Here is a 23390-nt window from a genome sequence, read left to right as displayed (position 1 = left end):
AGTGCCGAATATCTGCGCACTCACGTTTATTGCCTTTTGCTGAATCCGTCATGAAAGTCAGCGTCACCTCCAAACTCTTCCTCGCGATTCTTTCGGCTTGTGTGCTCGCCGCCGTGGCCATGGGCATCGCCGTGCGGACGAGTTTCGAATATGGCTTCGTGGACTTTCTGCAGGAGCAAGGCGCGAACGATCTGGCGGCGCTCGAGCAGGAGCTGGAAGCGTCGTATGCGCAGCATGGCAATTGGGATTTCGTTCACGGGCGCACGCAAGGCCGGCCCCCGTTCGATGGCGGGCCGCCGCCGGACGAGCCGCCGCGCGACGGCCGCCCGCCCGATGCGCCGGGCGGCTTCCACGACGACGGCGGCAACGGTGAACCCTTCACCCCCGGTTTTAACCAGCACTCGCGGGCATTCCGGCCGCCGTACAAGCTCTACGACGCGGACATGAGACTTGTCGCGAGCGAGGGTCCGCCCCCGCCGCCCGAGGCCGTACGCCATCCGCTTCGCGTCAAGGGTCGAACGGTTGGCTGGATCGCGGTGGCGGGACCCACCTCGCTCATCAATCAGGCGGAGCAGCGCTTCAAGAACCGCCAGATGCAGGCCACGTGGATCATCGTGGGCTTTACCATGCTGCTCTCCGCTGCCGTGTCGATCATCCTCGCACGCACGCTGCTCACGCCGATCAAGCGGATCGTCACGGCCACGCATCGCCTCGCGGGCGGTGACTACGCCACACGTGTACCGGCCAAAGGCCGCGACGAATTGCAGATGCTCGCGAGCGATTTCAACCGGCTCGCGGCGTCGCTCGAAAAAGCCGAAAGCGACCGGCGCGATTTTATCGCCGATATTTCGCATGAACTGCGCACGCCCCTTTCGGTGCTGCGCGGCGAACTCGAGGCGATCGAAGACGGCGTGCGCCGGCCCGACGCGGCGACGATCGCTTCTCTGCAGTCCGAAGTAGCGATGCTGAGTCAGTTGATCGACGATCTCTACGAGCTTTCGCTCGCGGACATCGGCCAGCTCTCGTTCGAGAAAGTGCCGCTCGACCTCGTACCGATCGTGGAAGCCGCATGCGACGTATTTCGCGAGCGCCTCGCTGCGAAGCAAATCACGCTGGAGTTCGATCCCGGCGACGCTCGTGCAACGCTCTCGGGCGATCCCTATCGCCTCACGCAACTCTGGAAAAACCTGCTGGAAAACGCACTGCGCTACACCAATGAGGGCGGCCGCGTGCGGCTCTCGGTCACGTCGAGCGACAGCCATATCCATGTCGATGTCCAGGACTCGTTCCCACCGGTTCCCGCGCCGCTGCTGCCCCATCTGTTCGACCGATTCTTCCGCGTCGATCCATCGCGCAGCCGTCAAAGCGGCGGCGCGGGTCTCGGACTCGCATTGTGCAAGCACATCGTGGAGCAACACGGCGGCACCATCGAGGCATCGCGTTCCCCGCTTGGCGGGCTGCGGATCCTCGTTCAACTTCCTCGCCTGAACACGCATCATGATTGATCCGACCATGCGGCCATCCATCCTCGTCGTCGAAGACGAGCCGAAGCTCGCTGCCCTGCTCGCCGACTATCTGGCGAAGGAGGATTTCGCCACGACGATCCTCTCCGACGGCCGGGAGGTCGTGCCCTACGTGCGCGAGCATCAACCGTCGATGGTGCTGCTCGACCTGATGCTGCCGGGGCGCAGCGGCCTCGACGTGTGCCGCGAGCTGCGCACGTTCTCCGCCGTTCCCGTGATGATCATCACGGCGCGCGTGGACGAAATCGACCGTTTGCTCGGGCTCGAGCTGGGTGCCGACGACTACGTATGCAAGCCGTTCAGTCCGCGAGAAGTCGTCGCGCGCGTCAAGGCGATCCTGCGCCGCGCCGAGCTGCTGGCGCGGGCGCATCAGGAAGCGGAAGGGACGGCGCTGTCGCCGTTTGCGATCGACGTGGCGCAGCACGCCGCCCGCCTGGACGGCCGGGACCTGCACCTCACGCCCATCGAATTTCGTTTGCTCGCGTTACTGCATGCGGGTCCGGGCCGCATTTACGCACGCGACTTCCTGCTGCGCGCGCTCTACGACGATCACCGTGTGGTCGCCGACCGCACGATCGACTCGCACGTCAAGAACCTGCGGCGCAAGATCCAGTCGATCCGGCCCGAGCAGGACATGATTCGATCGATCTACGGTGTGGGCTATCGTCTGGAGATAGCGCCTGCCGGCGAATGACGCCGGGCCACCGTGTAACACGAAAAGACGCTGAGGACAGGCGCGCGCAATCCCTGCGCGCGCCTGCATGCCATTTCGCGTTATGGCGCGATCGGCTTGCCGCTTGCGTCCTTGACCTTGTCCTTCCACTGCGACTTGATTTCGGCGACAACCGAGTCCGGCAACGAAATATAGTCGAGGCTTTCGGCGGCCGATGCGCCGTTCTTGAAGGCCCAGTCGAAGAACTTGAGCGTTTCCTTGCCCTGGTCCGGCTTGTCCTGCGCCGTGTGCAGCAGCACGAAGGTCGCCCCGACAACGGGCCACGCATCCTTGCCCGGCTCGTTCGTGAGGATCTGGTAGAACGACTTCTTCCAGTCCGCACCGGCGGCCGCGGCCTTGAACGTTTCGGTGCTCGGCTGAACAACGGCGCCCGCGTCGTTCTTCATCGCCGCATAGACCATGTGGTTCTGCTTCGCGTACGCCCACTCGACGTAGCCAATCGCTCCCGGCAGACGCTGCACGAAGGCCGCGACGCCGTCGTTGCCCTTGCCGCCCGTGCCCGTCGGCCATGCCACGGTCGTGCCTTCGCCGACCTTGGTCTTCCACTCGGGGTTGACCTTCGAGAGGTAGTTCGTCCAGATGAAGCTGGTGCCCGAACCGTCGGCGCGGCGGACCACGGCGATGTCGAGGTCAGGCAGCTTGACCTTCGGGTTCAGCGCGACGATGGCCGGATCGTTCCACTTCTTGATCTTGCCGAGGTAGATGTCGCCAAGCACCGGGCCCGACAGCGTGATTTCGCCGGCCTTCACGCCCGGCACATTGATCGCCGGCACGACGCCGCCAACCACCGTCGGGAACTGGAACAAACCGTCCTTGGCCAGCTGATCGTCCTTCAGCGGCGCGTCCGAGCCCGCGAAATCAACGGTCTTGGCTTGAATCTGCTTGATGCCGCCCGACGAGCCGATGCCCTGGTAATTCACCTTGCCGCCGCCCGACTTCTGATAGGCGTCCGCCCATTTCGTGTAGATCGGCGCCGCGAAGGTGCTGCCGGCACCGGTGATATTCGCCGCGTGGGCCATGCCCGTGCCCAGCGCGAGAATGACAATCGCAAATAGTCTGATTTTCATCCCGGACTCCTTAAAATCGTTATTGATGCGCTGGAAGTTACGTTTGCAATGTGACGATTGGGTGACACTGCAGTCGATCGCAGAAGTGAGCTTATGGATGGTGACGCGATCATTCAGAGTCCATATTGGCGAGGGCTCGCCGGATGCGTTCGCGTATGCGCGCAAGGTCGGCATCGCACGCACGGAATGCCGACGTAAACCGTATATACTGTTTATACAATTTTCAGACCGGAGATCGACATGACCACTGCCACCACACGCAAGCCCACAAAAAAGGCGTTCCACTTTCCGAAATCATCGGTAACCGGCGAAGAGCAAGGCGAAGCCACCGAGCCGGCGCAGGCCGCGCAAACGAGCAAGCCGAGCCGCAAGAAAACTGCGCCCAAAACGGCGGCACCCGTTAGCGCCGCAGTGGAGGCACCGGCTCCTGCGGCTGCGGAAAAGGCCAGGACCAAGCGGGTGAAGAAAGATAAAGTCGTGCGCGACAGTTTCACCATGCCCAAGACGGACTATCAGCGCATTGCCCTTCTCAAGCGCAAGTGCCTCGAAGCCGGCGTTGCGGTGAAGAAGAGCGAGCTTCTGCGCGCGGGTCTGCAATTGCTGGAATCGGCCCCACAGAAGCGGCTGCTGGCCGCGATCGCGGCGCTTGAAACCGTCAAGACAGGCCGTCCGGCCAAAGGCGACGAAAACGCGTGATGCACGCGTAGCGTTGGTGATGGGAGTGGGCGATGCCTGTGGCAGGCGGATGCAGCGGGATTGAGCGCCGGGAGCGCTCAATCCCTCACCGCGAAGGATGTGGTGTTACTTCCTGCGCCGCTGGTTGACGAGCCGCAGAATATCGTTCGTTGGCCCGCTCGTCGCGAGGCGCTGGATGTCGTCGAGATGCACCCAACGGCACCTGGCTATCTCGCTGCTCGGCCGTGCCTTGGCTTGCCTGGGTATTTCGCAGGAGAACACGTGATGATGTTTCTGCTTGCCGCGAAGGTCGAACAGATACCTGGCCGCCTTACCGGAGAGCCGGGTCTCCTCCCTGAGTTCTCGTAGCGCGGTTTCCATAAGATGCTCGCCGCGCTTCAATATGCCGCCCGGTAGTGCCCACTTCGACTGACTGCGTGCTACCAGGAGAATTCGCTTACCTCTGCGACAAATCACGGTGGCCCGTTTCTTCAACTCGAACTCCCACTTCGTTTCCGGGGTGCCTCTCGGTGCATGTGCATTGCTACGCCTGACTTAGCTAAGCATCGTAATACAGAAAATCAGAAGTTCAACCTGCTGAAAGCGCGATGGCCGCTACCTTGCCAGATTTTAATTATTTCATCAAACCGTCATAAAGATCGAATTAGCCGCCGTCTCTATGGTATGGTTTTGCCCAAACCTATTTTTGTCGGACTCGAGGCTGCAATGGATATGGACGGTGACTGGCCGTTACCACGGCCGCGCACTCTCTTCAAAACCGATCGGCGGCGCTCCGCTGCATCACTCACCAGCAAGAACTCGATTGCCAGCACCTTTTCGTCATTGGCCATGCCCGTGGTCAACGAAGCGGTGCAAAGAGCGAAAGCCCTGGCGACAGAAGCCGACCCCGAAGCCTTTCATCAGCTTCGTGTGGCGTTCAGAAAACTTCGTGCCTTGTATTGGGCGTACTCCCCCTGGCTCGGCGAGGAAACCACCGCGCAAGCCAGCGACGAATTCAAGCGGCTGGCTGCCGTGGCAGGTGGAACGCGCGACTGGGACATCGCAGGCGAGCTCCTGAGAACCGCGCAGAAGTCGGACGCCTCCATCGAACCGCTCGTGAGCGCCGCGCGTGAGAAACGCGCACAGGCGGTGGCGCATAGCCAGGCGATGATCGACAGCGACGCCGTCGAGGCTTTTCTGGCCGACGCCCTGTATCGCGCACAAATCACGCTGCACTCGTGTTGCAGTGATCTTCCGATCAGCGCGTTCGCCAGGAAGCGAGTCCGGATGGCGCAGCGCACGCTTCGAAAGCGCAGCCGGCGCGCCGTGCAAAGCGAGGCGGGCCACGAAGAGAGTCTCCATGACGTGCGCAAGGCCGGTAAAAAGCTGCGCTATCTGCTCGAGTTTTTTCAGCCGGTAATCAAGGGCGAGCACGAACGCACCCTCAAAGCGCTGACGTCCGCGCAAAAGATGCTGGGCGAGTTCAACGACATTGCAGCGAGCGAGACCTTGATCCGCAACACGACGTTCGACAAGGTGCCGGCCGACGTCGTCGAGAAGTCACTGCAATGGCTGGAAAGGGTCAAGTGTCAACGCATTGAAGAGGCCTCGCGAAGCGTCAAAGCCATATCGGCCTAAGCCAGCGCCACCACCATCACTGGCAAGTCACGACGCTGACAGGCAGGTTCTCGCTCGCCATACCGAGTCTCTCGTGCGATGCCGTGGTGATGGAACCGCCCGGCGGCAGGCATGTCGATTGCCCCATCCCCCCGCCCTGGGTTTGCGGCGCGCCGTTGTTGAACGACTGCCACGTGATGACGACCGAGGCGCCGCAATTGTTGATCAGGTCGGTGTAGTCGAGTCCGAGTTTGGCGTTCTTCCCGCGATACTCCCGGTCAATGCAGTCGGTCGAAAGCTCGCTCGGCTCGAAGCGCGGCGAAGCGATTGGCGCGGTGGGCGCGGTGGCCGCGGTGGGCGCGGTTGGCGCCGCGCGCGCGCCAGCGGCACTGGCGGCGCAGTGCACCACAAGCATCAGGAACAGGACGGCAAGTCGGCTGTTAGCCAGATTGCGGCAAGCTGACATTCCTTCACCTCGTTTTTCGGGTGTCGATCAACGTCAGTTAGCTTCCCGCAGAAGCAGGCGTCAAGCGTCAGGCGGCGGCTTACGTGGGCAAACAGACAGTCTGCGCCACCTTTTATTCAGGAATTCGAAATGACCTCACAGGGCCTGCACCTGCACTGCGGGTCCAGGCGCGCCGCCCACGCTGGGCGCAATCACGAGGTATCGGCGGTGGTCGGCGACACCCGGTGTGGCTGGCGTGCCAGGCGCGACGACTTGCCGGATCTGTCCCAGCGTATTGACGATTGCCGAGCCGGCCGGATTGGTCTTGAAACTCGCGAGCACGTCAATGCGGCCACTGCCGTCGGCGTGGTCGGAAAGACCGAGAAAATACGTCTGCCCCGCCTGCAACCCGGTAACGGCCGCCTGCAGGACCTGCAGCAAGCCCTGATCGAACAACGCCACTGAAGTGGGCGCACTGCCCTGCCCGGCTGGCGCGCCACCCACCGGAACCAGCGTCACGTGCGCCGCCTCGCCCGCCGCGCCGAGCGGCTGCGTGTTGGCCATGCCATCGCCTTGCGGCACGGCGTCGGGCACATAGGCCACGGCTTGGGGCGCCTGGCCGACCGGCACCGTGGCGATGACCTTGTTGGTCAGCGTGTCGATAGCCGTCATCGCATCGCCGTTTTCGAGGCCCACGTAGACACGCGTGCCGTCGCCGGACGGCCAGATGCCGTGCGGCAGGCTGCCGACGGCGATGGTCGCCACCTGCGAAAAGTCGTCGGTACGAAACACCTTGATCTGGTTCAGGCCGCCCACCGTGACGTACGCAAACATGCCGTGGGCATTCTGCACGATGTTCACATGATTGGTGATCGGCCCCGTATCGAGCGTTTTTAGCAGTGCAAACGGCGGCCGCGCGTCGAACACCTGAGTCTTGCCCACGTCCTTGAGCGTGAACCAGACCTGCCGGCCATCCGGCGTGGCCGCAATGTTCGGGCAGAACGGGCTCGCCTGCGTGACCTTCGCCACGATCTGGTGATCGGCGACCGAAACAACGTCGGTTTCCGGGTTGAAGGACGAACAGATATACCCGTACTTTCCATCCGGCGAGAAGATCTGCATGCCCGGCCCGGCTGGCACGACAATGCGCGTCTTCTCTTCGAAGGTCTTTGCGTCGAGCACATCGACGTAATTCTCGCCGCGCACGGTCACCCACACCTCATTGCCGTCCGGCGTGAAAAAGGCCTCGTGCGGAGAGCGGCCCACATAGGTCACGTGCTTGACCGAATTGGTTTGCGTATCGATAAACGTCACCGAATTCGAGCCGATGGAAACAATGGCGAGTGTGCGGTGATCGGGAGAAAAGCCCATTCCGTGCACGAGCAACTGACCGTGATACAGCGGGCTGAAGTTGGCCGGCGTCGGCTCCCCGAGCCGGATCACGCCGATCAAACGATTGGCGGCGGGATCGATGACCGAAACGGTGTTCGAAAACTGATCAGACGAATAGACGCGGTCGCGATGACTGACCGGAATATCGGCAGCCGTGAGGGAGCCTGGGACCTGCCCCGCTTCGGCGAGCGTCGAGGCAGCCAGCCATGCGGCAATCATGCCCGCGCCAAGGATGAGGTGGGTGTTCATGACGTTGTCTCCTGCGTCGTGACGCGAGTGGGTCAGTGGGACATCGGCGCCGGCGCGGCGAGCGCGTCATGCACCGCAAGGCGCATGGCGACGATCTCCTGCTGTTGCTCGACCACGATCTCCTGAGCAATCCTGCGCAGCTGTTCGTTGTGTCCATGCCGCAGTTCCGCCATGGCCATGTCGATCGCGCCCTGGTGGTGCGGAATCATCGTTGCGACGAAATCGCGGTCGATATCGCCCGTGGGCCTCGCCGCCATGCCGGCCATCATCTTCGTCATGGCCGCGTCGTTTTCGGAAAGAAACAAGCCTTCTTCGCTGTTGCGGGACGGCCCCGCGTCGCTCGACGGCGCGGCGCACAGCCCGGCCAGGGAAAGCACGGCCGCACCGCACACCATTGCTCGTAAAACGAGTCGTATTGCAGCGTTCATGACGTCCCCTCCGTATCGGTCGAATCGCATTCGACGTGATGGCAAACAGCCCAATAGCCGATTTACTCCATGCGGACCCCAATCGCTTGCGCATTGACGAGCGGCGAAACGTTGTCAAACGCTTTGCTGCTTCCGGGCCCTGACGAGCCGAGTGGAATAACTGCCTCGATCTCGTGTTCGTACCGTCAAGTTCGCACAGGCGGGCGTACCATCAATGCTCGTCGCATGAAGGTTGCGCGCGGCGGCCCGACCGACTCGCATGTTGCCGGGCACCGCACTGCAGATTAGCCGCTTCACGGCGGCAAGGAGCGCTCCATGGCCGCCGGCATCGAGCTTCAGGATCAAGGACGGCAACTGCTGCCGTTTCGCGAGTCGGTATTGGCGATGCTCGGCGTCGCGTCGGTGTCGATGCTGATCGCACTCGATCAGACCATTGTCGGCACCGCGTTGCCGCGCATCGTTGCGGAGCTCAAGGGCTTCGAACTCTATGCATGGGTGGCGACGGCCTACATGCTGGCCTCCGTCATCACCATTCCGATCTTCGGGCGTCTGGGCGATCTGTTCGGCCGCAAGCCGTTCATGCTCGCCGCCATTCTGCTCTTCACCCTCGCATCGGTGCTTTGCGGGGTGGCGAACAACATGCTGTTTCTCGTGCTTGCGCGCGGCCTGCAAGGTATTGGCGGCGGCATCATGATGGGCACAGTATTCGCGACCGTCGCCGACCTGTTCCCCGATCCGAGGTTACGCCTGCGCTGGCTGGTGTTCGTCACCTCCGCGTTTGGCATTGCGAACATGGTCGGGCCCACGCTCGGGGGCATGCTGACGCAGCACGGCAGCTGGCGGCTCGTGTTCTTCGTCAACGTGCCGGTGGGTCTCGTCGCGCTCTTCTTCGTGCACGCGTTCCTGCCGCATCTGCACCATGCGCGCGAGGGGGCGCGGCTGCGTCTCGACTGGCTCGGCGCTTGCGTCGTCGCTGTCACGTTCGGCGCGCTGCAGTTGTTGATCGAGCTGTGGCCGAAGCAAGGATGGACCACCACGACCATCGTGCTGGCCACAATCGTGCTGGTCTTTTCGCTCACGCTTTTCTTCTGGGAAAAGCGCATGGGCTATCCGATCATCCCCGTGGACATGCTGCTCGATCGCAAGCTCGGTCCGCTCTTTGCGATGTCGGTGCTCGGCGGGTTCGCGTTGTTCTCGCTCGTTTTCTACGTGCCGCTGCTATTTCAGGGCGGCTACGCGATGTCGCCGCGCGCCTCGGGCATGCTGATCACGCCGCTCCTGCTCGGCACGACGGTGGGCAGTTTCGTGAACAACCGCGTGGTCACGCGCATCCGGCGCGCCAACGCGATTCTCTATGTCGGCTTCGCACTGTCCGCCTTCGCGAGCCTCGCGGTGGTCGTGCTGCGAGGCAACGAGCCGCATCTCGTGTGGATGGCGTGCATGGGCGCGAGCGGCCTGGGACTGGGCCTCGTGGGTACGAGCCTCACTGTTTGCTCGCAGCAGATCGTCTCGCGTGACCATCTCGGCGCCGCCACGGCGATGCTGCAATCTCTGCGCACCTTCGGCGGCATGCTGGGCACGGCGATGACCGGCGCGCTGCTCGGGCATCTCTACACCATGGGCGTGAATCGTTCGCTGGACTCGTATCAGGCAACGCAGTGGTTCAAGTCGTTTGCGAGTCCAGAACTGCTCGTGGACCGCGCCGACCAGGCCGCGCTGATCAGCCGCCTCGTGAGCGCCGGTCACGCCGGCGACGCGATGATGAGCTCGGCGCGCGGCGCGCTCGTGGAATCGATCCACATGGGCCTTGTCGTCGCCGCGCTCGCCGCGCTCGCCGGCCTGTGTCTCGCGTGGTTCGTGCCGCCGGTACGGGTCGGGTATCTCGAGGCGACGCGGCCGTAATTGAATGGTGAATCGCAACGGCTCGGGGCCACTCGTCAAGCGCTGAACACCGAGGCCTGCGATTTCGCGAGGCTCGCAAGCGCATCGACCGCGACCTTCACCTTCGGCTGCAAATGCCGCGTCTTTTGCCAGATGGCGTGGATCGGCATCGTGGTCGCAAATTCAGGCAGCACTTCGATCAGCGAGCCCTCGGCAAGCGCCTCTCTCGCGAGCCACCCAGGCAACTGCGCGAGACCGCACCCGGTAAGACACGCGCACAGCAGCGCATCGCCATCGGTCAATGCATGGCGCGGGGGAATCTCGTAGTACTGCGCCTCGCCTGCAACGTTGCTCAAGAGCCACTCCGGCCGGCTGCCGCGCTGCCAGCCGATCAGGCAATCGTGCTTCGCGAGATCCGCACGCGCGGCAGGCGTGCCGCGCCGTTTCAGATAAGCCGGCGCCGCGCAAATCACGAGTCGCTGCTCGCCGAGCTTGCGCGCGATGAGATCGGGGTAGTCCTCCAGCATGCCAATGCGCACGGCGAGGTCGATGCCTTCGCTCACCATGTCGACCGCGCGGTCACGCAACGTGATCGAAAGGTCCAGACGCGCGTGACGTTGCGCGAGTTTCAGCAACGCCGGCACGATGTGCCGCCGCCCGAATGTCGTGGGCAGATCGACCCGCAAGCGGCCGATGGGCTGCCTGCGGCCCGTGGTGAGCAGCGTCTCGGTTTCGTCCAGCTCGTCGAGAATGCGGCGGCAGCTCGCCAGATACGCTTCGCCCTCCGTGGTCAGGTCCAGCCGCCGCGTGGTCCGGTGCAGCAGTTGCACGCCAAGGCGCGCTTCGAGGCGCGAAATGCTCTTGCCCACGGCCGAGCCGGTAACGCCGAGCGTATCCGCGGCGGCGGTGAGGCTGCCGCCATCCACGGCGGCGACAAATTCACGAATACCCGCAAAGCGATCTTCCATGGCTTCATTCTGGAATATGAGGATCGAATGAATGGAATTCTAGCCACTAACTCGACCCAGCGGACCGAATTAGACTGCGTTCGACGCATGGCGCTCGTGCCATGCCACGTCAAATACAGAGGAAACGACGATGAAAGCATGGCTCCTGAAGGACTTCGGTCTGCATAACTTGCAACAAGGCGAGGTGCCCACGCAAACGCCGAAGGAAGGCGAATTGCTGGTCAAGGTGGGCGCAGTGTCGTTGAACTACCGCGACAAGGCGATCATCGACGGCATTTACGAACCGCACCGTGTTCCCAAGCCGCTGATCCCCGTTTCCGACGCGGTGGGCACGGTCGTGGCGGTGGGCCCGAACGTGAGCCGCTTCGCCGTGGGCGAGCGCGTGAATTCCACGCTCTATTCGCGCTGGCTGGACGGCGCGCCCGGCCCGAACGAGCCGGACTACTGCCTTGGCATGCCGCTGCCGGGCGGCCTCGCCGAGTACATGATCATTCACGAGGAAAGCGCGGTGCGCGCGCCGGCCATGATGAGCGACGAAGCGGCTTCGACCTTGCCGATCGCCGCGCTCACGGCCTGGTATGCGCTCATGGATGTGGGCCGCTTGCAGGCGGGGCAGAGCGTGCTCGTGCAGGGCACGGGCGGCGTGTCGATCTTCGCCGCGCAGATCGCCGCCGCGCACGGCGCCCGCGTGATCGCAACCTCGAGCAGCGACGCGAATCTTGCCAAAGTGCAGGCGCTCGGCGCGAGCGCGGGCATCAACTACCGCACGCATCCCGAGTGGGCGAGCAAGGTGCTCGAACTCACCGAAGGCCGCGGCGTGGACATCACCATCGATGTGGCCGGCGGCAACGGGCTGAATCAATCGATCGCGGCCACGCGCGTGGCCGGCGTGGTGGCGCAGGTGGGCTTTCTCACGGGCCAGACCGCGGCCCTCGACCTCATGCCGCTGATATTCCGGCAAACCACGATCCGCGGTATCGCCGTTGCGCCGCGCGCGTCGTTCGAACGGATGAATCCGTTCCTCGACAAACACCGCATCCAGCCTGTCGTCGACCGCGTCTACGCGTTCGACGAAGCCGTGCAGGCATTCGAGCATCTGGCGCGCGGACCGTTCGGCAAGGTCGTGATCAAAGTAGGCGCCTGAGGCAATCGAGGCGATCGGGCGCCCAGGGGGCAGACCAAAGCGGGCGTTTTCGCCACACCGCACCCCGCAAAGGTTGACGCACTGAATGCGCCGCCATTACCCTTGCGCGCTGATGGTTCTCGGCGACGGGATCAAAAGGGAACGCAGTGCAAGACTGCGGCTGCCCCCGCAACTGTCAGCGGCGAGTCCATGCCACAAAGGGCCACTGGGAAACCGGGAAGGCCGGCAACGGACGTCGACCCGCGAGCCAGGAGACCTGCCATCAGCCGAGTCCAGCAGCCGCAGCGGGCGCGGATCCCCAATGCGCAAGCACCGCCCATGCGGCGGGCGCCCGTTGCAAGGACAGCCCTATACAAGCGCTGTTTCCAGCCACCGCATCATGAAGTTTCGTCATTTCGTTTTGACTTCCGCCGCGCTCGCCTGCGCGTGGCAAGCCGCGCATGCCGCCGACGCATCGCCCGCCCAGGCACAGCAGCAAGCCAGCGACGACACCACGTTGCCCAATATCCTCGTCGTGGGCGACACGCAGCATCTGCCGCAATCGTTCGACCAGCGCTACGCGACCACCCAGGTGCTCACGCGCGAAGACCTCGACCGCGTCTCCCCCGCCGACCCGAGCATTGCGCAGGCGCTCGCCACGCTGCCCGGCGTCACCGTCTCGCAGACCGGCGGGCCGGGGTCGTACACGGGCGTGAGCATCCGTGGGTCGTCCGCTGACCAGGTGGCCGTGTTCATCGACGGCATACGCGTGGGCTCCGTGACCACCGGCACGGCCGAATGGGGCGATCTCGCGACCGCTTCGTTCGACCGCGTGGAGGTGATCTCGGGCCCCGCAGCCGCCTCGTTCGGCGCGGACGCCGTGGGCGGCGTCGTGCAGCTCTTCACGCGCCATGCGTCGAACCAGCCGAACCAGACCACCGTATCGTTCGGCGGCGGCTCGAACAAGACCTTCGACACGCAGGTGCGCACCTCGGGCACGATCGGCTCGGCCGGGCCGCTTTCCGCGTTGAGCGGTCTCACGTATTCGCTGGGCCTGCACGACTACAACACGGCCGGCATCGACGCAACGCAGCCCTGGGCCTACGGCCACGAAGACGGCCGCAACCCGTACCACGCGCAGAACCTTGACGCGCGCCTCGGCTACGCGCACGACAACTGGTCGATCTCGACCTTCGCGCTTTACCACCGCTCCGATCTGTCGTACGACAACGCGGGAGGCAACGACCGCCAGCGCGACAACCAGCTCACGACCGGGCTCGCGTTCCACCTCGACATCACGCCGACCACGCAGTTCGATCAGTCGGTGGGCTACGCGACGGACCGTCAGCTCCTCTATTCGAACGACCCGACGATCCCGACCGACGAGATCGACTCGACGCGCTTTTCCACCTCCACGTCGCTCACGCATCAGGAAAGGGGCCACACGCTCTTCGGCATGCCGCTCGACGGCGAGACCAAGCTCGCCTACGACTACACGCGCGAACTGGCGTTCCTGCCTGTGGATGTGCCGGGCGGCCTGCCCGCGCGCAACGATTCCGCCGTGTCGATGCATCAATCGACGACGCTCGGGCCCGTCACGCTGTTCCTCGCGGGGCGGCACGAGATCGTGCAGGGGGAATCGGTCAATACGGGCAATGTCGCGCTCTCGTGGGCAATCACGCCGGTCTACACGGCACGCGTTTCATATGGCAATGCGTTCCGTTTGCCCACCTTCAACGACCTGTACTATCCGGGCTACTCGAACCCCAACCTGCTGCCCGAGCGCAGCGACTCGGTCGAGGCCGCACTCGATGCAGTCACTTCGATCGGCACCTTCACGGCAGCGGTGTACGACACGCGCGTGCACGACCTCATCACGTACAACTCGCAAACCTTCCTGCCGGTGAACGTGGGCCGCGCGCATATTCAGGGCATCGATCTCTCGTACAAGGGCACGCTTGGCAACTACACGCCGGTGAGCCTCACGGTGGGGATACTGAATCCGCAGGACGTGACCGACCAGACCTGGCTCAATCGCCGTCCGCGCCAAACGGTAAGCCTGAACGTGGATCACACGTGGGACGAGTTCCAGCTGCACGCGCTCAGCACCGGCGTCTCGCTGCTGTATAACGGCTCGACGTTCGACGACCAGCTCAACACGATCTACCTGCCTTCGTGGACGACGGTGAGCCTGCGCGCGTCGTACAAGGTCAATGCGCATCTCGCGCTTTCGGCCACGCTCGCGAACGTGTTCAACCGGCAGTATGTGACCGCCTATGGGTACAACACGCTCGGGCGCACGGCGTTCGGCAAGGTCACTTATACGTTCTGAGCACGCCCTGATGCGTTGCGTGCGAGCGGGTGCGCTCAGTTCTTCGGCCCGCTCGCCTCGCCTTCACGCCTGGGCCGCCGCACCGCACGAATCTTCCCGCTGTTGCCGCCGCCGCAAAAGAACTGCTCGCGGCCATCGGACTCCAGCCCCGAAACAGCGGTTCCGGGCGGCATGTCGAGTTGTTCCAGCACTTCGCCGGTGCCCGGATCGATATGCCGCAAGTCGCTTTCGTCGCCCTCCCAGGTGCCGTGCCACAGCTCGCCGTCCACCCACGTCACGCCCGTGACGAAGCGGCTCGATTCGAGCGTGCGCAAAATCGCGCCCGTCTGCGGATCGATCTGATGGATCTTGCGCTCGCGATACACCCCGACCCAGAGCGTGCCGTCCGCCCATGCGAGCCCCGAATCGCCGCCGCCTCCGGGCGCGGGAATCGTGGCGAGCACGCGGCCCGTTTCGGGGTCGATCTTGTGGATGCGGTCCTCGGAGATCTGGAACAGATGCCGCCCGTCGAAGGCCGTGCCCGCGTGCGCCGCGACGTCGATCGCGCGCTGCGTCTGGCCGCTCTCCGGGTCGAGCGAGGCAATGCGCTCGCCCACGGCGAACCACACCTGCTTGCCGTCGTAGGTGACCCCACCTACTTTGTCGATGCCGGGAAAAGGACCGTACTCGCGGACGATTTCGGCGGTCGAACGTTTCATGCTTTTCTCCTGGGATCAAGGGACAGGCACTCATCCTAATCGCCGGGCAGCGGCGCGGGGAGTAACAAGGTCGTCGCGAATCCGGGAACAGGCGGTGTGGTCCAGCGGCGCGCGCGGCCATAGCCGAACGACTGCACCTTGTCCGCCGTGGCGAGCGAATCGAGCGCGCGTTGCACGGTGCGCTGGCTCGCGCCGAGCGCGAGCGCCAGCGCCGAACTCGACCATGACTCGCCGTCGGCAAGAAAAGCCAGCACCGCTGCGTGCTTTTCTTCCACGGGCCGCGCCAGCACCACCACTTCGCTCGCGTTGCGCGGCGCGAGCGCAAAGCCTTGCTGCGTCGAGCCGATCTCGGCCACGTCGCGCAACAGCGTGCGCAAGCGGCCGATTTCCACGCGCAGCCGCGCGCGGTGCGTTTCGTCGGCGTGTTTCGTGCGAAAGGCACGAGCGATCAGCACGTCGCGCGGCACGTCGGCGGGCCACGCCTCGGCGAGCGCGCGGGCGAGCACGAACAGCACGGGCCGCCTCGCGAGCTCGACGATCGTCGCGCCCTCGCGCGCGACGTAGCGGCACGCGTCCACGACGAGCGCCTTTGAGGCGAGCAGCGCCTCGACGTCTTCCAGCAACAGCACCCGCTCCTCGCCGCGCGCAATGAGACGCGCGGCCGGCGAGGTCAACAGCCGCGCGGCGCTCTCGATCTCGGCGCTCAGCGCGGCGATGCCCGCCTCGCGCGCGGCGCGTGCAGCCTCGGCAAGCGAGCGCCGCGCGGCCTGCGTTTGAATGCGCCGCATCGCAATGCCCGCGGCAATCAGCTCGTGCGCCGCGCGCAAGGCGGGCGGCAGCGGCGCGGGATCGGCTTGCGCGAGCATGCCGCCAGCCTCGTCGAGGCGCCCGATTAGCAGCAAGCGGCGGATTTCCAGGTAGCGCGCGTGCGCGGCGTTGAGGCGGTCGCCATGGGTCTCGAGCGTTTGCCGCGCCGCAGCGAGCGTATCGGTCGGCCAGCCGAGATCACGCGAAGCGAGCGCGATCTCGGCCTCAGCGACCACGCAGCGCGCTTGCGCCACGGCCTCGCGCGCGCCGAAGCCGCGCGCCGCGCTGCGCAGCAGCGTTTTCGCGCGGGCAAAGTCGCCGAGCTGCGCCATGGCGATGCCGCGCAGCGCGAGCGCGGGCGCATCGTCGCGCAAGGCGACCCGGTTCAGCGCGCCGAGCGGATCACCGGCCGCGAGCGCGTGTGCCGCAGCCGTAATCAGCGAATCCATGGTCATGCGAATCCCGCCACACTTGTCACTCCCCTGGCTCCTCGGTCCGCGCCTAATCTAACACGGCGATCAAACGAATCATCGATCGAACGACGCGGCGGTGCGCACGGCACGCCGTCGCCCCAGTGAATCCATAGGAGGACCAGGCAATGGCAACCCATACCACAGGAACGCGCGAAGACTGGCTTGCGGCACGTATCGAACTGCTCGCGGCCGAAAAGGAGCACACACGGCGCGCGGACGCGCTGGCCCAGCAGCGCCAGGCGCTACCGTGGGTGCGTGTCGACAAGACGTATCGATTCGAAACCGAGGATGGCGGCGCGACACTCGCCGATCTCTTCAAGGGGCGCTCGCAACTGCTCGTTTATCACTTCATGTTCGGGCCGGACTACGCGGCCGGCTGCCCGTCGTGCTCGTCGATTGCCGATGGCTTCGACGGCATCGCCGTGCATCTTGCGAATCACGACGTTCGGCTCATGGCCGTGTCGCGCGCGCCGCTGCCCAAATTGCTGGCTTACCGCGAGCGCATGGGATGGGATTTCCCGTGGGCCTCGTCGAGCGGCAACGACTTCAACTTCGATTTCAACGTGTCGTTCACCACGGCACAGCAGCGCGCGGGCGACATCGAATACAACTACGCGCGCAGCGGCCACGCGATGGACATGAATCCGCCGCCCGCGCCCGTTGCCGAGTTCGCGGCGAGTTGCGGCACCGACGCGGCGACCTACACGCGCGACCGTCCGGGCCTCAGCGCATTCGTGCTGGAAGACGGCGTGGTCTATCACACGTATTCGACCTATGCGCGCGGCCTGGATGGCGTATGGGGCATGTACCAGTGGCTCGACCGCGCGCCGAAGGGACGCAACGAGACCGGCATCTGGTGGCACCGGCACGACGAGTACACGCGAAGCTGAGGCGCATCATGGATAACGTCGGCATGACGGTACGGCGGCACGGCGGTCTGGCTCCGCGTGCGATTTTCTTTGGCGTTGCGTCGCTGCTATTCGCGGCGAGCGCGGCGGTGACATTCGTCTGGTGCGCTTCGATGGAGGCGATGGGCGGCACGCCCATGCCCGGCGGCTGGACGATGTCCGCGCTGTGGGCGCCCATGTGCGGGCGCACGTGGTTCGACGCCGCAGTATCGTTTGCCGGCATGTGGAATGTGATGATGGTCGCGATGATGTTGCCCGCGCTCGCGCCGGCTTTGTGGCGGTATTTCGAGGCGATGGGCGATCAACGCACGGCGCGTGCGGGTGGGATGACCGCGATGGCTGGGGTGGGGTACTTCTTTGTGTGGCTCGCCGTCGGAGTGCTCGTATTCGCGGCGGGCGCGCAACTCACCGCGCTGGCCGTCGCGTCGCCTGCGCTGGCGCATACCGCGCCGGCCGTGGCGGGGGGTGTCGTCGCGATCGCGGGCGCGTTGCAGTTCTCCGCGTGGAAAGCGCGCTGGCTTGCGTGCTGCGGGTATTCGCCGGCGTGCGGGCACGCGCGGCTCGATGCTCAGGCGGCGCTGCGTCACGGCTTGAGGCTCGGTCGGCACTGCCTGTGCTGCTGCGGGAATCTGATGGCGGCGCTGCTCGCAGCGGGCGTGATGGACCGGCCCGCGATGGCGCTGGTCGCGGCGGCCATTGCCGCGGAAAGATGGATGCCGGGTGGCGCAAGAGTCGCGCGGGGGATCGGGGCGGCTGCGATTGCGGTGGGCGTGGTAATGGTCGTGCGGGCGGTCACTGCATAAAAAAATCGCCGTTCCGCACCCGCGAAACGGCGATAAAACGCTCCGACTCTAACGTCGAACTCACGCCGCCAGACTCGCGCCTGCACACGAGTCCGATCGACGCTCCGGACTGTTATTAGCAGTCCGGAGTAACAGCAAGAGGCCGACTGGAGTCAACCTCCGTGCTGCTGGGCGAAGCCCGGTGCGGCCAGGAGGACTCCCGGCCTCACCGCACTCCGCGCCTCTTGTGGCGGCTCACATGCCGCCTAAAGGTTTCTGAACCGTCAGCTTGTTTGTCACCGAGGCCACGCCGGGCACGCCCCTGGCGATCTCGGCCGCTCTATCCACCTGCGCGGCATCCGTGACCGTGCCATTGAGCGTAACAGCCCCATTTTTGGCGGTGACGCCGATACTGCCGCCGTGAATTTCCTTGTGCTTCGCGAGCGCCTTGTACACCGCGCGCCGCAGCTGGGTGTTGCTGGGTGTCGCGGGTGCTGTAGTGCTATTGGCCGCGGAGGCCATAGCGCTGGCCGCGCTGGCATCAGTTTGGGCCGACGCGTTCAGGGACGCCGTGGCGAGCAGCGCGACGAGTGCAAGACTGAGGGCCTTGGTAAGTGTGTTCATTCCATACTCCAGTGTTTACTGCTGCTCCGTGAAATATTCTTATCCGACCCGATGCGACTTAGAACGTATGACGCAGACCGAAGTTGACGGCCGTGGTGTTGCGACCCGGGGCGACGGGCGTCCCGTATATGAGCTCCTGGTTCATCTGGCCGCGGTTGGACACATAACCGGCCTGGGCATAAACCTGTGTGCGCCTCGTGAGGCTGTAGTCGGCGCCGATGACGTAGGCGTTCGACTGGTTTGCGTTGTTGCGGTTGTCCTTCAGGTAATAGATGCCCGAGGTGACTTCGAGCGCCGGCGAGAAGCGATAGCCAAGACCGCCCGTCCACATGTCGAAATCACCCGAGACAGCATAGGGCTTGGGCACCCCATTCGTGTTGGCCGGATTGCGACCGTTGGCGAACGAGCCGGAGACCGAGAAACCGTGCCACGTGTATTTCGCGCCGAAATAGACGAAGCGGTTGTTGTTCAGGCCGGTTGCCGGAGCGGCAGTCGGCGGGTTCGAGTACGCGTACGGGTTCGCATCGTGACCGTTGTAGTAGACCGCATCGGCGTTCAGGCCAAAGCCCGAATACTTGAGGATGGCCGACTCGCGCGTACCGCCCTGGATTTGCCCTGCCACGCCGCCGGGCGCGTACTCGAGCGCAGTAGAAAGACCGTAAAACGACGGCGAATTGTAGACGATCGCATTGTCGTCATAGAGCGCGCCAATCTGGGCGTTCGTGTTGTTTCCCGCCCAGCCCGACATCGTGTTCATGGTCAGCCAGGCAGTCAGCGTGCTCCCGAAGTACTGCGCGTTGCGCACGTCCGTTTCGGCCATCGCGTAGGCCATCGGCGCAAACTGGCGGCCGAAGTCGATCTTGCCGAACGGGCCCGACACGCCAATGGTGGTGACCTGGTTGAACATCGCGGCCGCAGTGGCTGAACTGTTCAATCCCGTCTGCCCGGTAGAGCTGTTGAACGATCCCTGGAGCTTGAAGTTGGCCGCGTATCCGCCACCAAGGTCTTCCGTGCCCTTCATACCGAAGATGCTCGAATAGATGCCGCCGTCCTTGAGCGCAAAAATAGAGCCCGCGTTGCCGTTGAACAGTTTGCCGCCCACCGTTTTAGGCGCGAAGGCATGCTGCGCCGACGTGCTCTGGTAAAGCAACCCAGAGTCCACGACTCCGTAAAGCGTGACTGACGATTGCGCATGCGCCGCGCTGGCGAACAGGGCCAACGCTGCGAGGCTGCCGAACTTCAATTTCATTGCCGATCTCCGTGTGTGGCCGCCGGGTGGTCCCGGCGCCTTTTGTAGTTGCCTGAAGGGTAATACCTGACTGAAACTCTGTGACCAGGGGACTCAACCCGCTTTTAACCCGCTTGCAAGTAGTGGCCGCCGTATTGATCGCGCAACTGGTTCTTGAGCACCTTGCCCGTCGCGCCAATCGGCACCGCGTCGATGAACAGCACAGCGTCGGGCTTCCACCACTTCGCCACGCGGCCATCGAAGAACATCAGCAGGTCGTCTGCTTCGAGCGCGCTGCCCGGCTTCTTCACGATCAGCAAGAGCGGCCGCTCGTCCCACTTCGGGTGGCGCGCCGCAATGCACACCGCTGTCGCGACCTCGGGGTGCAGGCTCGCGACGTTTTCGATGTCGGCGGAGCTGATCCACTCGCCGCCCGACTTGATGACGTCCTTGCTGCGATCCACGATCTGCATGAAACCGTCCGCATCGATCTTCGCCACGTCGCCGGTCGGGAACCAGCCGTCCTGCAGCGGCGAGGCGTAGTCGCCGCCAAAGTATTCCCCCGCCACCCAGTGGCCGCGCACCTGCAAGTCGCCTGCGGCGTTGCCGTCCCAGGGCAGTTCCTCGCCCGCGGCGTCGACGATCTTCATGTCGATGCCGAACACCGAGCGCCCCTGCTTCGCCTGAAGCGCGTAGCGCTCATCCTCGGCCAGTTCGCTCTGATGCGCCTTGAAGCTGCAAACCGTGCCCACCGGGCTCAGCTCCGTCATGCCCCACGCATGCAGCACGTCGACGTGATGGCGCTTCTGGAACGCCCGGGTCATCGCGGTCGGGCACGGCGCGCCGCCGATGATCGTGCGGCGCATGGACGAGAACGAACCGTCCACCGATTCCACGTGTGCAAGGAGGCCTTGCCAGACAGTCGGCACGCCTGCCGAAACCGTGACCTGCTCTTCCTCGATCAGTTGATACAGCGACTTGCCATCGAGCGCCGGGCCCGGAAATACGAGCTTCGCGCCCGTCATGCAGGCGATGTACGGCAGGCCCCATGCATTGACATGGAACATCGGCACCACCGGCAGGATCGTGTCGCGCGCCGAGCAGTTCAACGCGTCGGGCAGCGCCGCCGCATAGGTGTGCAGCAGCGTCGAGCGGTGGCTGTAGAGCACGCCTTTCGGGTTGCCGGTCGTGCCCGACGTATAGCAGAGCGACGAGGCACTGTTTTCGTCGAGCAGCGGCCATTCGAAATCGGCCTTGTGATTGTCGATCAGGTCCTCGTAGCAGAGCAGTCGCGAACCAAGACTATGGCTGCGCGGCATATGGGCGCGATCGGTCATGGCGACAAAAAACATCGGGCTCGTTACGCGCGCCGCGACGCTTTCGACGAGCGGCAAGAACGTGAGATCGAAGAAGATGATGCGATCCTGCGCATGCTCGATGATGTAGACGAGCTGATCCGCATGCAGGCGCGGATTCAGCGTATGCAGCACAGCCCCCGAACCCGAAACCGCGAAGTACAGCTCCATGTGCCGGTAGCCGTTCCAGGCCAGCGTGGCGACGCGGTCGCCCGGTGCGATGACGAGGCTCGACAGCGCATTCGCCATGCGGCGCGCGCGCTGCGCGAGATCCTGATAGCGGTAGCGGTGAATATCGCCTTCCACGCGACGCGAGACGATTTCGCGCGCGCCGTGATGGCGCTCGGCATGCTTGAGCAGTGAAGCGACCAGGAGCGGCTGCTCCATCATCAGGCCTTTCATGGTTTGCTATCCTAAGTAACTTTGATTCGTGTGCGATGCTTGAATGCGGTACCGCGCGGCTAGGCCTGGCTGGAAGCCGGCGTTGCCTCGACACTCAGCAGCAACTTTCCTTCCACTGCGCGCACCGGAAACGTCGTGAGCGTCAGCCCACCCGCGCCCGGCATACAGCCGCTGCGCACGTCGAAGCGCAGCCCGTGCGCCGGGCAGCGCAGCATGCACCCTTCGAGCGGACCGCTCGCGAGCGAAGCGCCGTTGTGGGGGCACGAATTGTCGACCGCGTGCATCTGCCCTTCGATATTGAACAGCACGATGCTGCGGCCATCGACGAAAACCAGCTTGCGCTGGCCCGGCGCAAGTTCGTCGGCCGAGCCGACCGGCACTTCACGTGTCATTTCCTTCCCCTCGACTCGCCTCAGTTTGCAACCGCCAGCGCCATCGCACCGGCCATCGCCACCGGCGAATACACGCCAGAGAGCGAATAGCCCTTGTTGAACACGAAATACGGCACGCCGTTCACCTGCGGGTCGGCGTAATGCACGCGCTGCCCGGTCGGGTCCGCGAGGCGTTTCGAGGCAACGAGGTGCGCCTCGAGGCTCTCGCGTTCGAGGCCGGCTTCAAGTCCCAGGCGTTCGAGCACCGCGTAGTCGCCGATGTTCTGGCCTTCCATGAAGTAGGCCTTGAGCACGCGGTCGATCAGCGCCGCGCTCTGTTCGCGCGTGCCGCGGCTGGCAGCAAACGTCACGAGATCGTGCGCGGCGGCCGTGTTCGGCAGCACCTCGATGCGCTCGAACGCGAACTCGACATCCGCATCGCGCCCCGCGCGCTGCACCTGCGCGCGCCGTGCGGCCACCGCTTCGTCGCTGCCGAGACGGTCGCGATAGAACGCCTGATACGGCAGGCCTTCGAGCGGCGTCCACGGCAGCAACTGGTGCGAGCGCCACTGCACGCGGACGCGCACATCGGGCCGCGAACTCACGAAACGCGCGAGCGCCGCATCCAGATTGCGCTTGCCGATCAGGCACCACGGGCAGATGAAATCGAAGAACGCTTCGATCGTCAACGCAGCCGGTTCACCCGCGTCGCGACTCGCCTGCGCCGCCCACTTTTGATCAGACAAGTTCATGGATCAACATCTCGGCCATGGGCCATTCGCCAAATCCCGCTGCGGGATTCAGATGGCCGACTTCACCCAGGTCCACGAGGCTGCTGCCCCAATCCTTCGCCATGGCCTCCACGCGCTCGAAGCGCGCGAGCGGATCGTTGCGGCTCGCGCCCACGATGCTCGGGAACGGCAGCCGCTTGCGCGGAATCGGGTTCCAGCCGTGCTCGACGAGCGTTTCGAACGCCGGATAACCCGGCGGCAGCGGCGTTTCGAGGTCTGCCGGCGCGGCGAGCAGCGCGCCATGAATCTTGCGGCTGTGTTGCTGCGCCCAGTGCACGGTGATCATCACGCCCGCACTGTGCGCCACGAGAATGACGGGACCGTCGATCTTCGCGAGCGCCGCATCGAGCGCGGCCACGCGCGCAGCACAGCTCAGTTTGTCGTGCTCGAGCGGCGGCACCGATGCAGCGTTGGGCAGCTTGCTTTCCAGCAGCGTTTGCCAGTGCTCCGCCACATGGTCGCGCAACCCCGGGACCATCAAAATGGTCGGTGTGGTTTCCAGCTTCATTTGATTGGGT

Annotated in this window: 23 protein-coding genes and 1 riboswitch; of the genes, 9 read left to right on the top strand and 14 right to left on the bottom strand. The window is 64.5% G+C overall.

Features of this window, described 5'->3' with window-relative positions; all coding sequences use genetic code 11:
* Window positions 1-50 precede the first annotated feature (50 nt).
* Both FAZ97_RS25615 and FAZ97_RS25610 read left to right on the top strand, forming a co-directional pair.
* Window positions 51-1505, top strand: a complete 1455-nt coding sequence (locus FAZ97_RS25615) for an ATP-binding protein (RefSeq protein ID WP_158761313.1) — start codon at window positions 51-53, stop codon at window positions 1503-1505.
* Window positions 1498-2217, top strand: a complete 720-nt coding sequence (locus FAZ97_RS25610) for a response regulator (protein WP_158761312.1) — start codon at window positions 1498-1500, stop codon at window positions 2215-2217. Before FAZ97_RS25615 ends, FAZ97_RS25610 begins: the two co-directional genes overlap by 8 nt.
* 80 nt (window positions 2218-2297) lie before the next feature.
* Here FAZ97_RS25610 and pstS read toward each other — a convergent pair whose 3' ends face one another.
* Window positions 2298-3323 carry a phosphate ABC transporter substrate-binding protein PstS gene (gene pstS, locus FAZ97_RS25605; RefSeq protein ID WP_158761311.1) on the bottom strand — a complete coding sequence of 342 codons (1026 nt, stop codon included), beginning with the start codon at window positions 3321-3323 and terminating at the stop codon, window positions 2298-2300.
* A gap of 240 nt (window positions 3324-3563) precedes the next feature.
* Between pstS and FAZ97_RS25600 the strand changes: the two genes are divergently transcribed.
* A complete protein-coding gene (locus FAZ97_RS25600) occupies window positions 3564-4019 on the top strand; it encodes a hypothetical protein (RefSeq protein WP_158761310.1) in 456 nt (151 codons plus the stop codon).
* A gap of 105 nt (window positions 4020-4124) precedes the next feature.
* Here FAZ97_RS25600 and FAZ97_RS25595 read toward each other — a convergent pair whose 3' ends face one another.
* Window positions 4125-4493: an NUDIX hydrolase gene (locus FAZ97_RS25595; protein WP_158761309.1), complete on the bottom strand. Its 369-nt coding sequence runs from the start codon at window positions 4491-4493 to the stop codon at window positions 4125-4127.
* Window positions 4494-4724: 231 nt separating this feature from the next.
* Between FAZ97_RS25595 and FAZ97_RS25590 the strand changes: the two genes are divergently transcribed.
* The gene (locus FAZ97_RS25590) at window positions 4725-5636 is read left to right on the top strand and encodes a CHAD domain-containing protein (RefSeq protein ID WP_158761308.1); all 912 of its coding nucleotides are present in this window, start codon (window positions 4725-4727) and stop codon (window positions 5634-5636) included.
* Between the two features lie 16 nt (window positions 5637-5652).
* Here the strand turns inward: FAZ97_RS25590 and FAZ97_RS25585 are convergent, their stop codons facing one another.
* From FAZ97_RS25585 to FAZ97_RS25575, 3 genes are all read right to left on the bottom strand, one after another.
* Window positions 5653-6081 (bottom strand): hypothetical protein, encoded by a 429-nt coding sequence (locus FAZ97_RS25585; RefSeq protein WP_158761307.1) that lies wholly within the window; start codon window positions 6079-6081, stop codon window positions 5653-5655.
* Between the two features lie 135 nt (window positions 6082-6216).
* Entirely contained in the window at window positions 6217-7701 is a 1485-nt protein-coding gene (locus FAZ97_RS25580; protein ID WP_158761306.1) for a YncE family protein, read from the bottom strand.
* Between the two features lie 32 nt (window positions 7702-7733).
* Window positions 7734-8129, bottom strand: a complete 396-nt coding sequence (locus tag FAZ97_RS25575; RefSeq protein ID WP_158761305.1) for a DUF305 domain-containing protein — start codon at window positions 8127-8129, stop codon at window positions 7734-7736.
* A 315-nt stretch (window positions 8130-8444) separates the two neighbouring features.
* On the opposite strand from FAZ97_RS25575, the gene FAZ97_RS25570 reads away from it, so the two are divergent.
* Window positions 8445-10031, top strand: a complete 1587-nt coding sequence (locus FAZ97_RS25570) for an MFS transporter (RefSeq protein ID WP_158761304.1) — start codon at window positions 8445-8447, stop codon at window positions 10029-10031.
* Between the two features lie 35 nt (window positions 10032-10066).
* Here FAZ97_RS25570 and FAZ97_RS25565 read toward each other — a convergent pair whose 3' ends face one another.
* Window positions 10067-10978 (bottom strand): LysR family transcriptional regulator, encoded by a 912-nt coding sequence (locus FAZ97_RS25565; RefSeq protein ID WP_158761303.1) that lies wholly within the window; start codon window positions 10976-10978, stop codon window positions 10067-10069.
* A gap of 130 nt (window positions 10979-11108) precedes the next feature.
* Here FAZ97_RS25565 and FAZ97_RS25560 point away from each other — a divergent pair, with 130 nt between their 5' ends.
* Both FAZ97_RS25560 and FAZ97_RS25555 read left to right on the top strand, forming a co-directional pair.
* Window positions 11109-12122 carry a zinc-dependent alcohol dehydrogenase family protein gene (locus tag FAZ97_RS25560; protein ID WP_158761302.1) on the top strand — a complete coding sequence of 338 codons (1014 nt, stop codon included), beginning with the start codon at window positions 11109-11111 and terminating at the stop codon, window positions 12120-12122.
* A 96-nt stretch (window positions 12123-12218) separates the two neighbouring features.
* A riboswitch (cobalamin riboswitch) is annotated at window positions 12219-12400 on the top strand.
* Between the two features lie 101 nt (window positions 12401-12501).
* Window positions 12502-14433, top strand: coding sequence for a TonB-dependent receptor domain-containing protein (locus FAZ97_RS25555; RefSeq protein WP_158761301.1), 1932 nt, complete (start codon window positions 12502-12504; stop codon window positions 14431-14433).
* A gap of 35 nt (window positions 14434-14468) precedes the next feature.
* Here the strand turns inward: FAZ97_RS25555 and FAZ97_RS25550 are convergent, their stop codons facing one another.
* Both FAZ97_RS25550 and FAZ97_RS25545 read right to left on the bottom strand, forming a co-directional pair.
* Window positions 14469-15131: a Vgb family protein gene (locus tag FAZ97_RS25550; RefSeq protein ID WP_158761300.1), complete on the bottom strand. Its 663-nt coding sequence runs from the start codon at window positions 15129-15131 to the stop codon at window positions 14469-14471.
* 35 nt (window positions 15132-15166) lie between these two features.
* Window positions 15167-16387 (bottom strand): helix-turn-helix domain-containing protein, encoded by a 1221-nt coding sequence (locus tag FAZ97_RS25545; protein ID WP_158761299.1) that lies wholly within the window; start codon window positions 16385-16387, stop codon window positions 15167-15169.
* A 149-nt stretch (window positions 16388-16536) separates the two neighbouring features.
* On the opposite strand from FAZ97_RS25545, the gene FAZ97_RS25540 reads away from it, so the two are divergent.
* Together FAZ97_RS25540 and FAZ97_RS25535 are read left to right on the top strand one after the other, a co-directional pair.
* Window positions 16537-17301, top strand: a complete 765-nt coding sequence (locus tag FAZ97_RS25540; protein WP_158761298.1) for a DUF899 domain-containing protein — start codon at window positions 16537-16539, stop codon at window positions 17299-17301.
* A gap of 8 nt (window positions 17302-17309) precedes the next feature.
* A complete protein-coding gene (locus tag FAZ97_RS25535; protein ID WP_158761297.1) occupies window positions 17310-18122 on the top strand; it encodes a DUF2182 domain-containing protein in 813 nt (270 codons plus the stop codon).
* A gap of 234 nt (window positions 18123-18356) precedes the next feature.
* Here the strand turns inward: FAZ97_RS25535 and FAZ97_RS25530 are convergent, their stop codons facing one another.
* From FAZ97_RS25530 to FAZ97_RS25505, 6 genes are all read right to left on the bottom strand, one after another.
* Window positions 18357-18725 carry a BON domain-containing protein gene (locus tag FAZ97_RS25530; RefSeq protein ID WP_158761296.1) on the bottom strand — a complete coding sequence of 123 codons (369 nt, stop codon included), beginning with the start codon at window positions 18723-18725 and terminating at the stop codon, window positions 18357-18359.
* 58 nt (window positions 18726-18783) lie between these two features.
* Complete coding sequence (locus FAZ97_RS25525) at window positions 18784-19974, bottom strand: porin (protein WP_158761295.1); 1191 nt, start codon at window positions 19972-19974, stop codon at window positions 18784-18786.
* 104 nt (window positions 19975-20078) lie between these two features.
* Complete coding sequence (locus FAZ97_RS25520) at window positions 20079-21710, bottom strand: 3-(methylthio)propionyl-CoA ligase (protein ID WP_158761294.1); 1632 nt, start codon at window positions 21708-21710, stop codon at window positions 20079-20081.
* A gap of 59 nt (window positions 21711-21769) precedes the next feature.
* The gene (locus tag FAZ97_RS25515) at window positions 21770-22102 is read right to left on the bottom strand and encodes a Rieske (2Fe-2S) protein (protein WP_158761293.1); all 333 of its coding nucleotides are present in this window, start codon (window positions 22100-22102) and stop codon (window positions 21770-21772) included.
* Window positions 22103-22122: 20 nt separating this feature from the next.
* Window positions 22123-22833, bottom strand: coding sequence for a DsbA family oxidoreductase (locus FAZ97_RS25510; RefSeq protein WP_158761292.1), 711 nt, complete (start codon window positions 22831-22833; stop codon window positions 22123-22125).
* Window positions 22820-23380 carry an RBBP9/YdeN family alpha/beta hydrolase gene (locus tag FAZ97_RS25505; RefSeq protein ID WP_158761291.1) on the bottom strand — a complete coding sequence of 187 codons (561 nt, stop codon included), beginning with the start codon at window positions 23378-23380 and terminating at the stop codon, window positions 22820-22822. The genes FAZ97_RS25510 and FAZ97_RS25505 overlap by 14 nt, the downstream gene beginning before the upstream one ends.
* Window positions 23381-23390 lie beyond the last annotated feature (10 nt).

The organism is Paraburkholderia acidiphila, from assembly GCF_009789655.1.
In the GTDB taxonomy this organism is placed as follows: Bacteria; Pseudomonadota; Gammaproteobacteria; order Burkholderiales; family Burkholderiaceae; genus Paraburkholderia; species Paraburkholderia acidiphila.
Note: the sequence above shows the minus strand (reverse complement) of the source record. Positions and strands in the feature narration are given on the sequence as shown.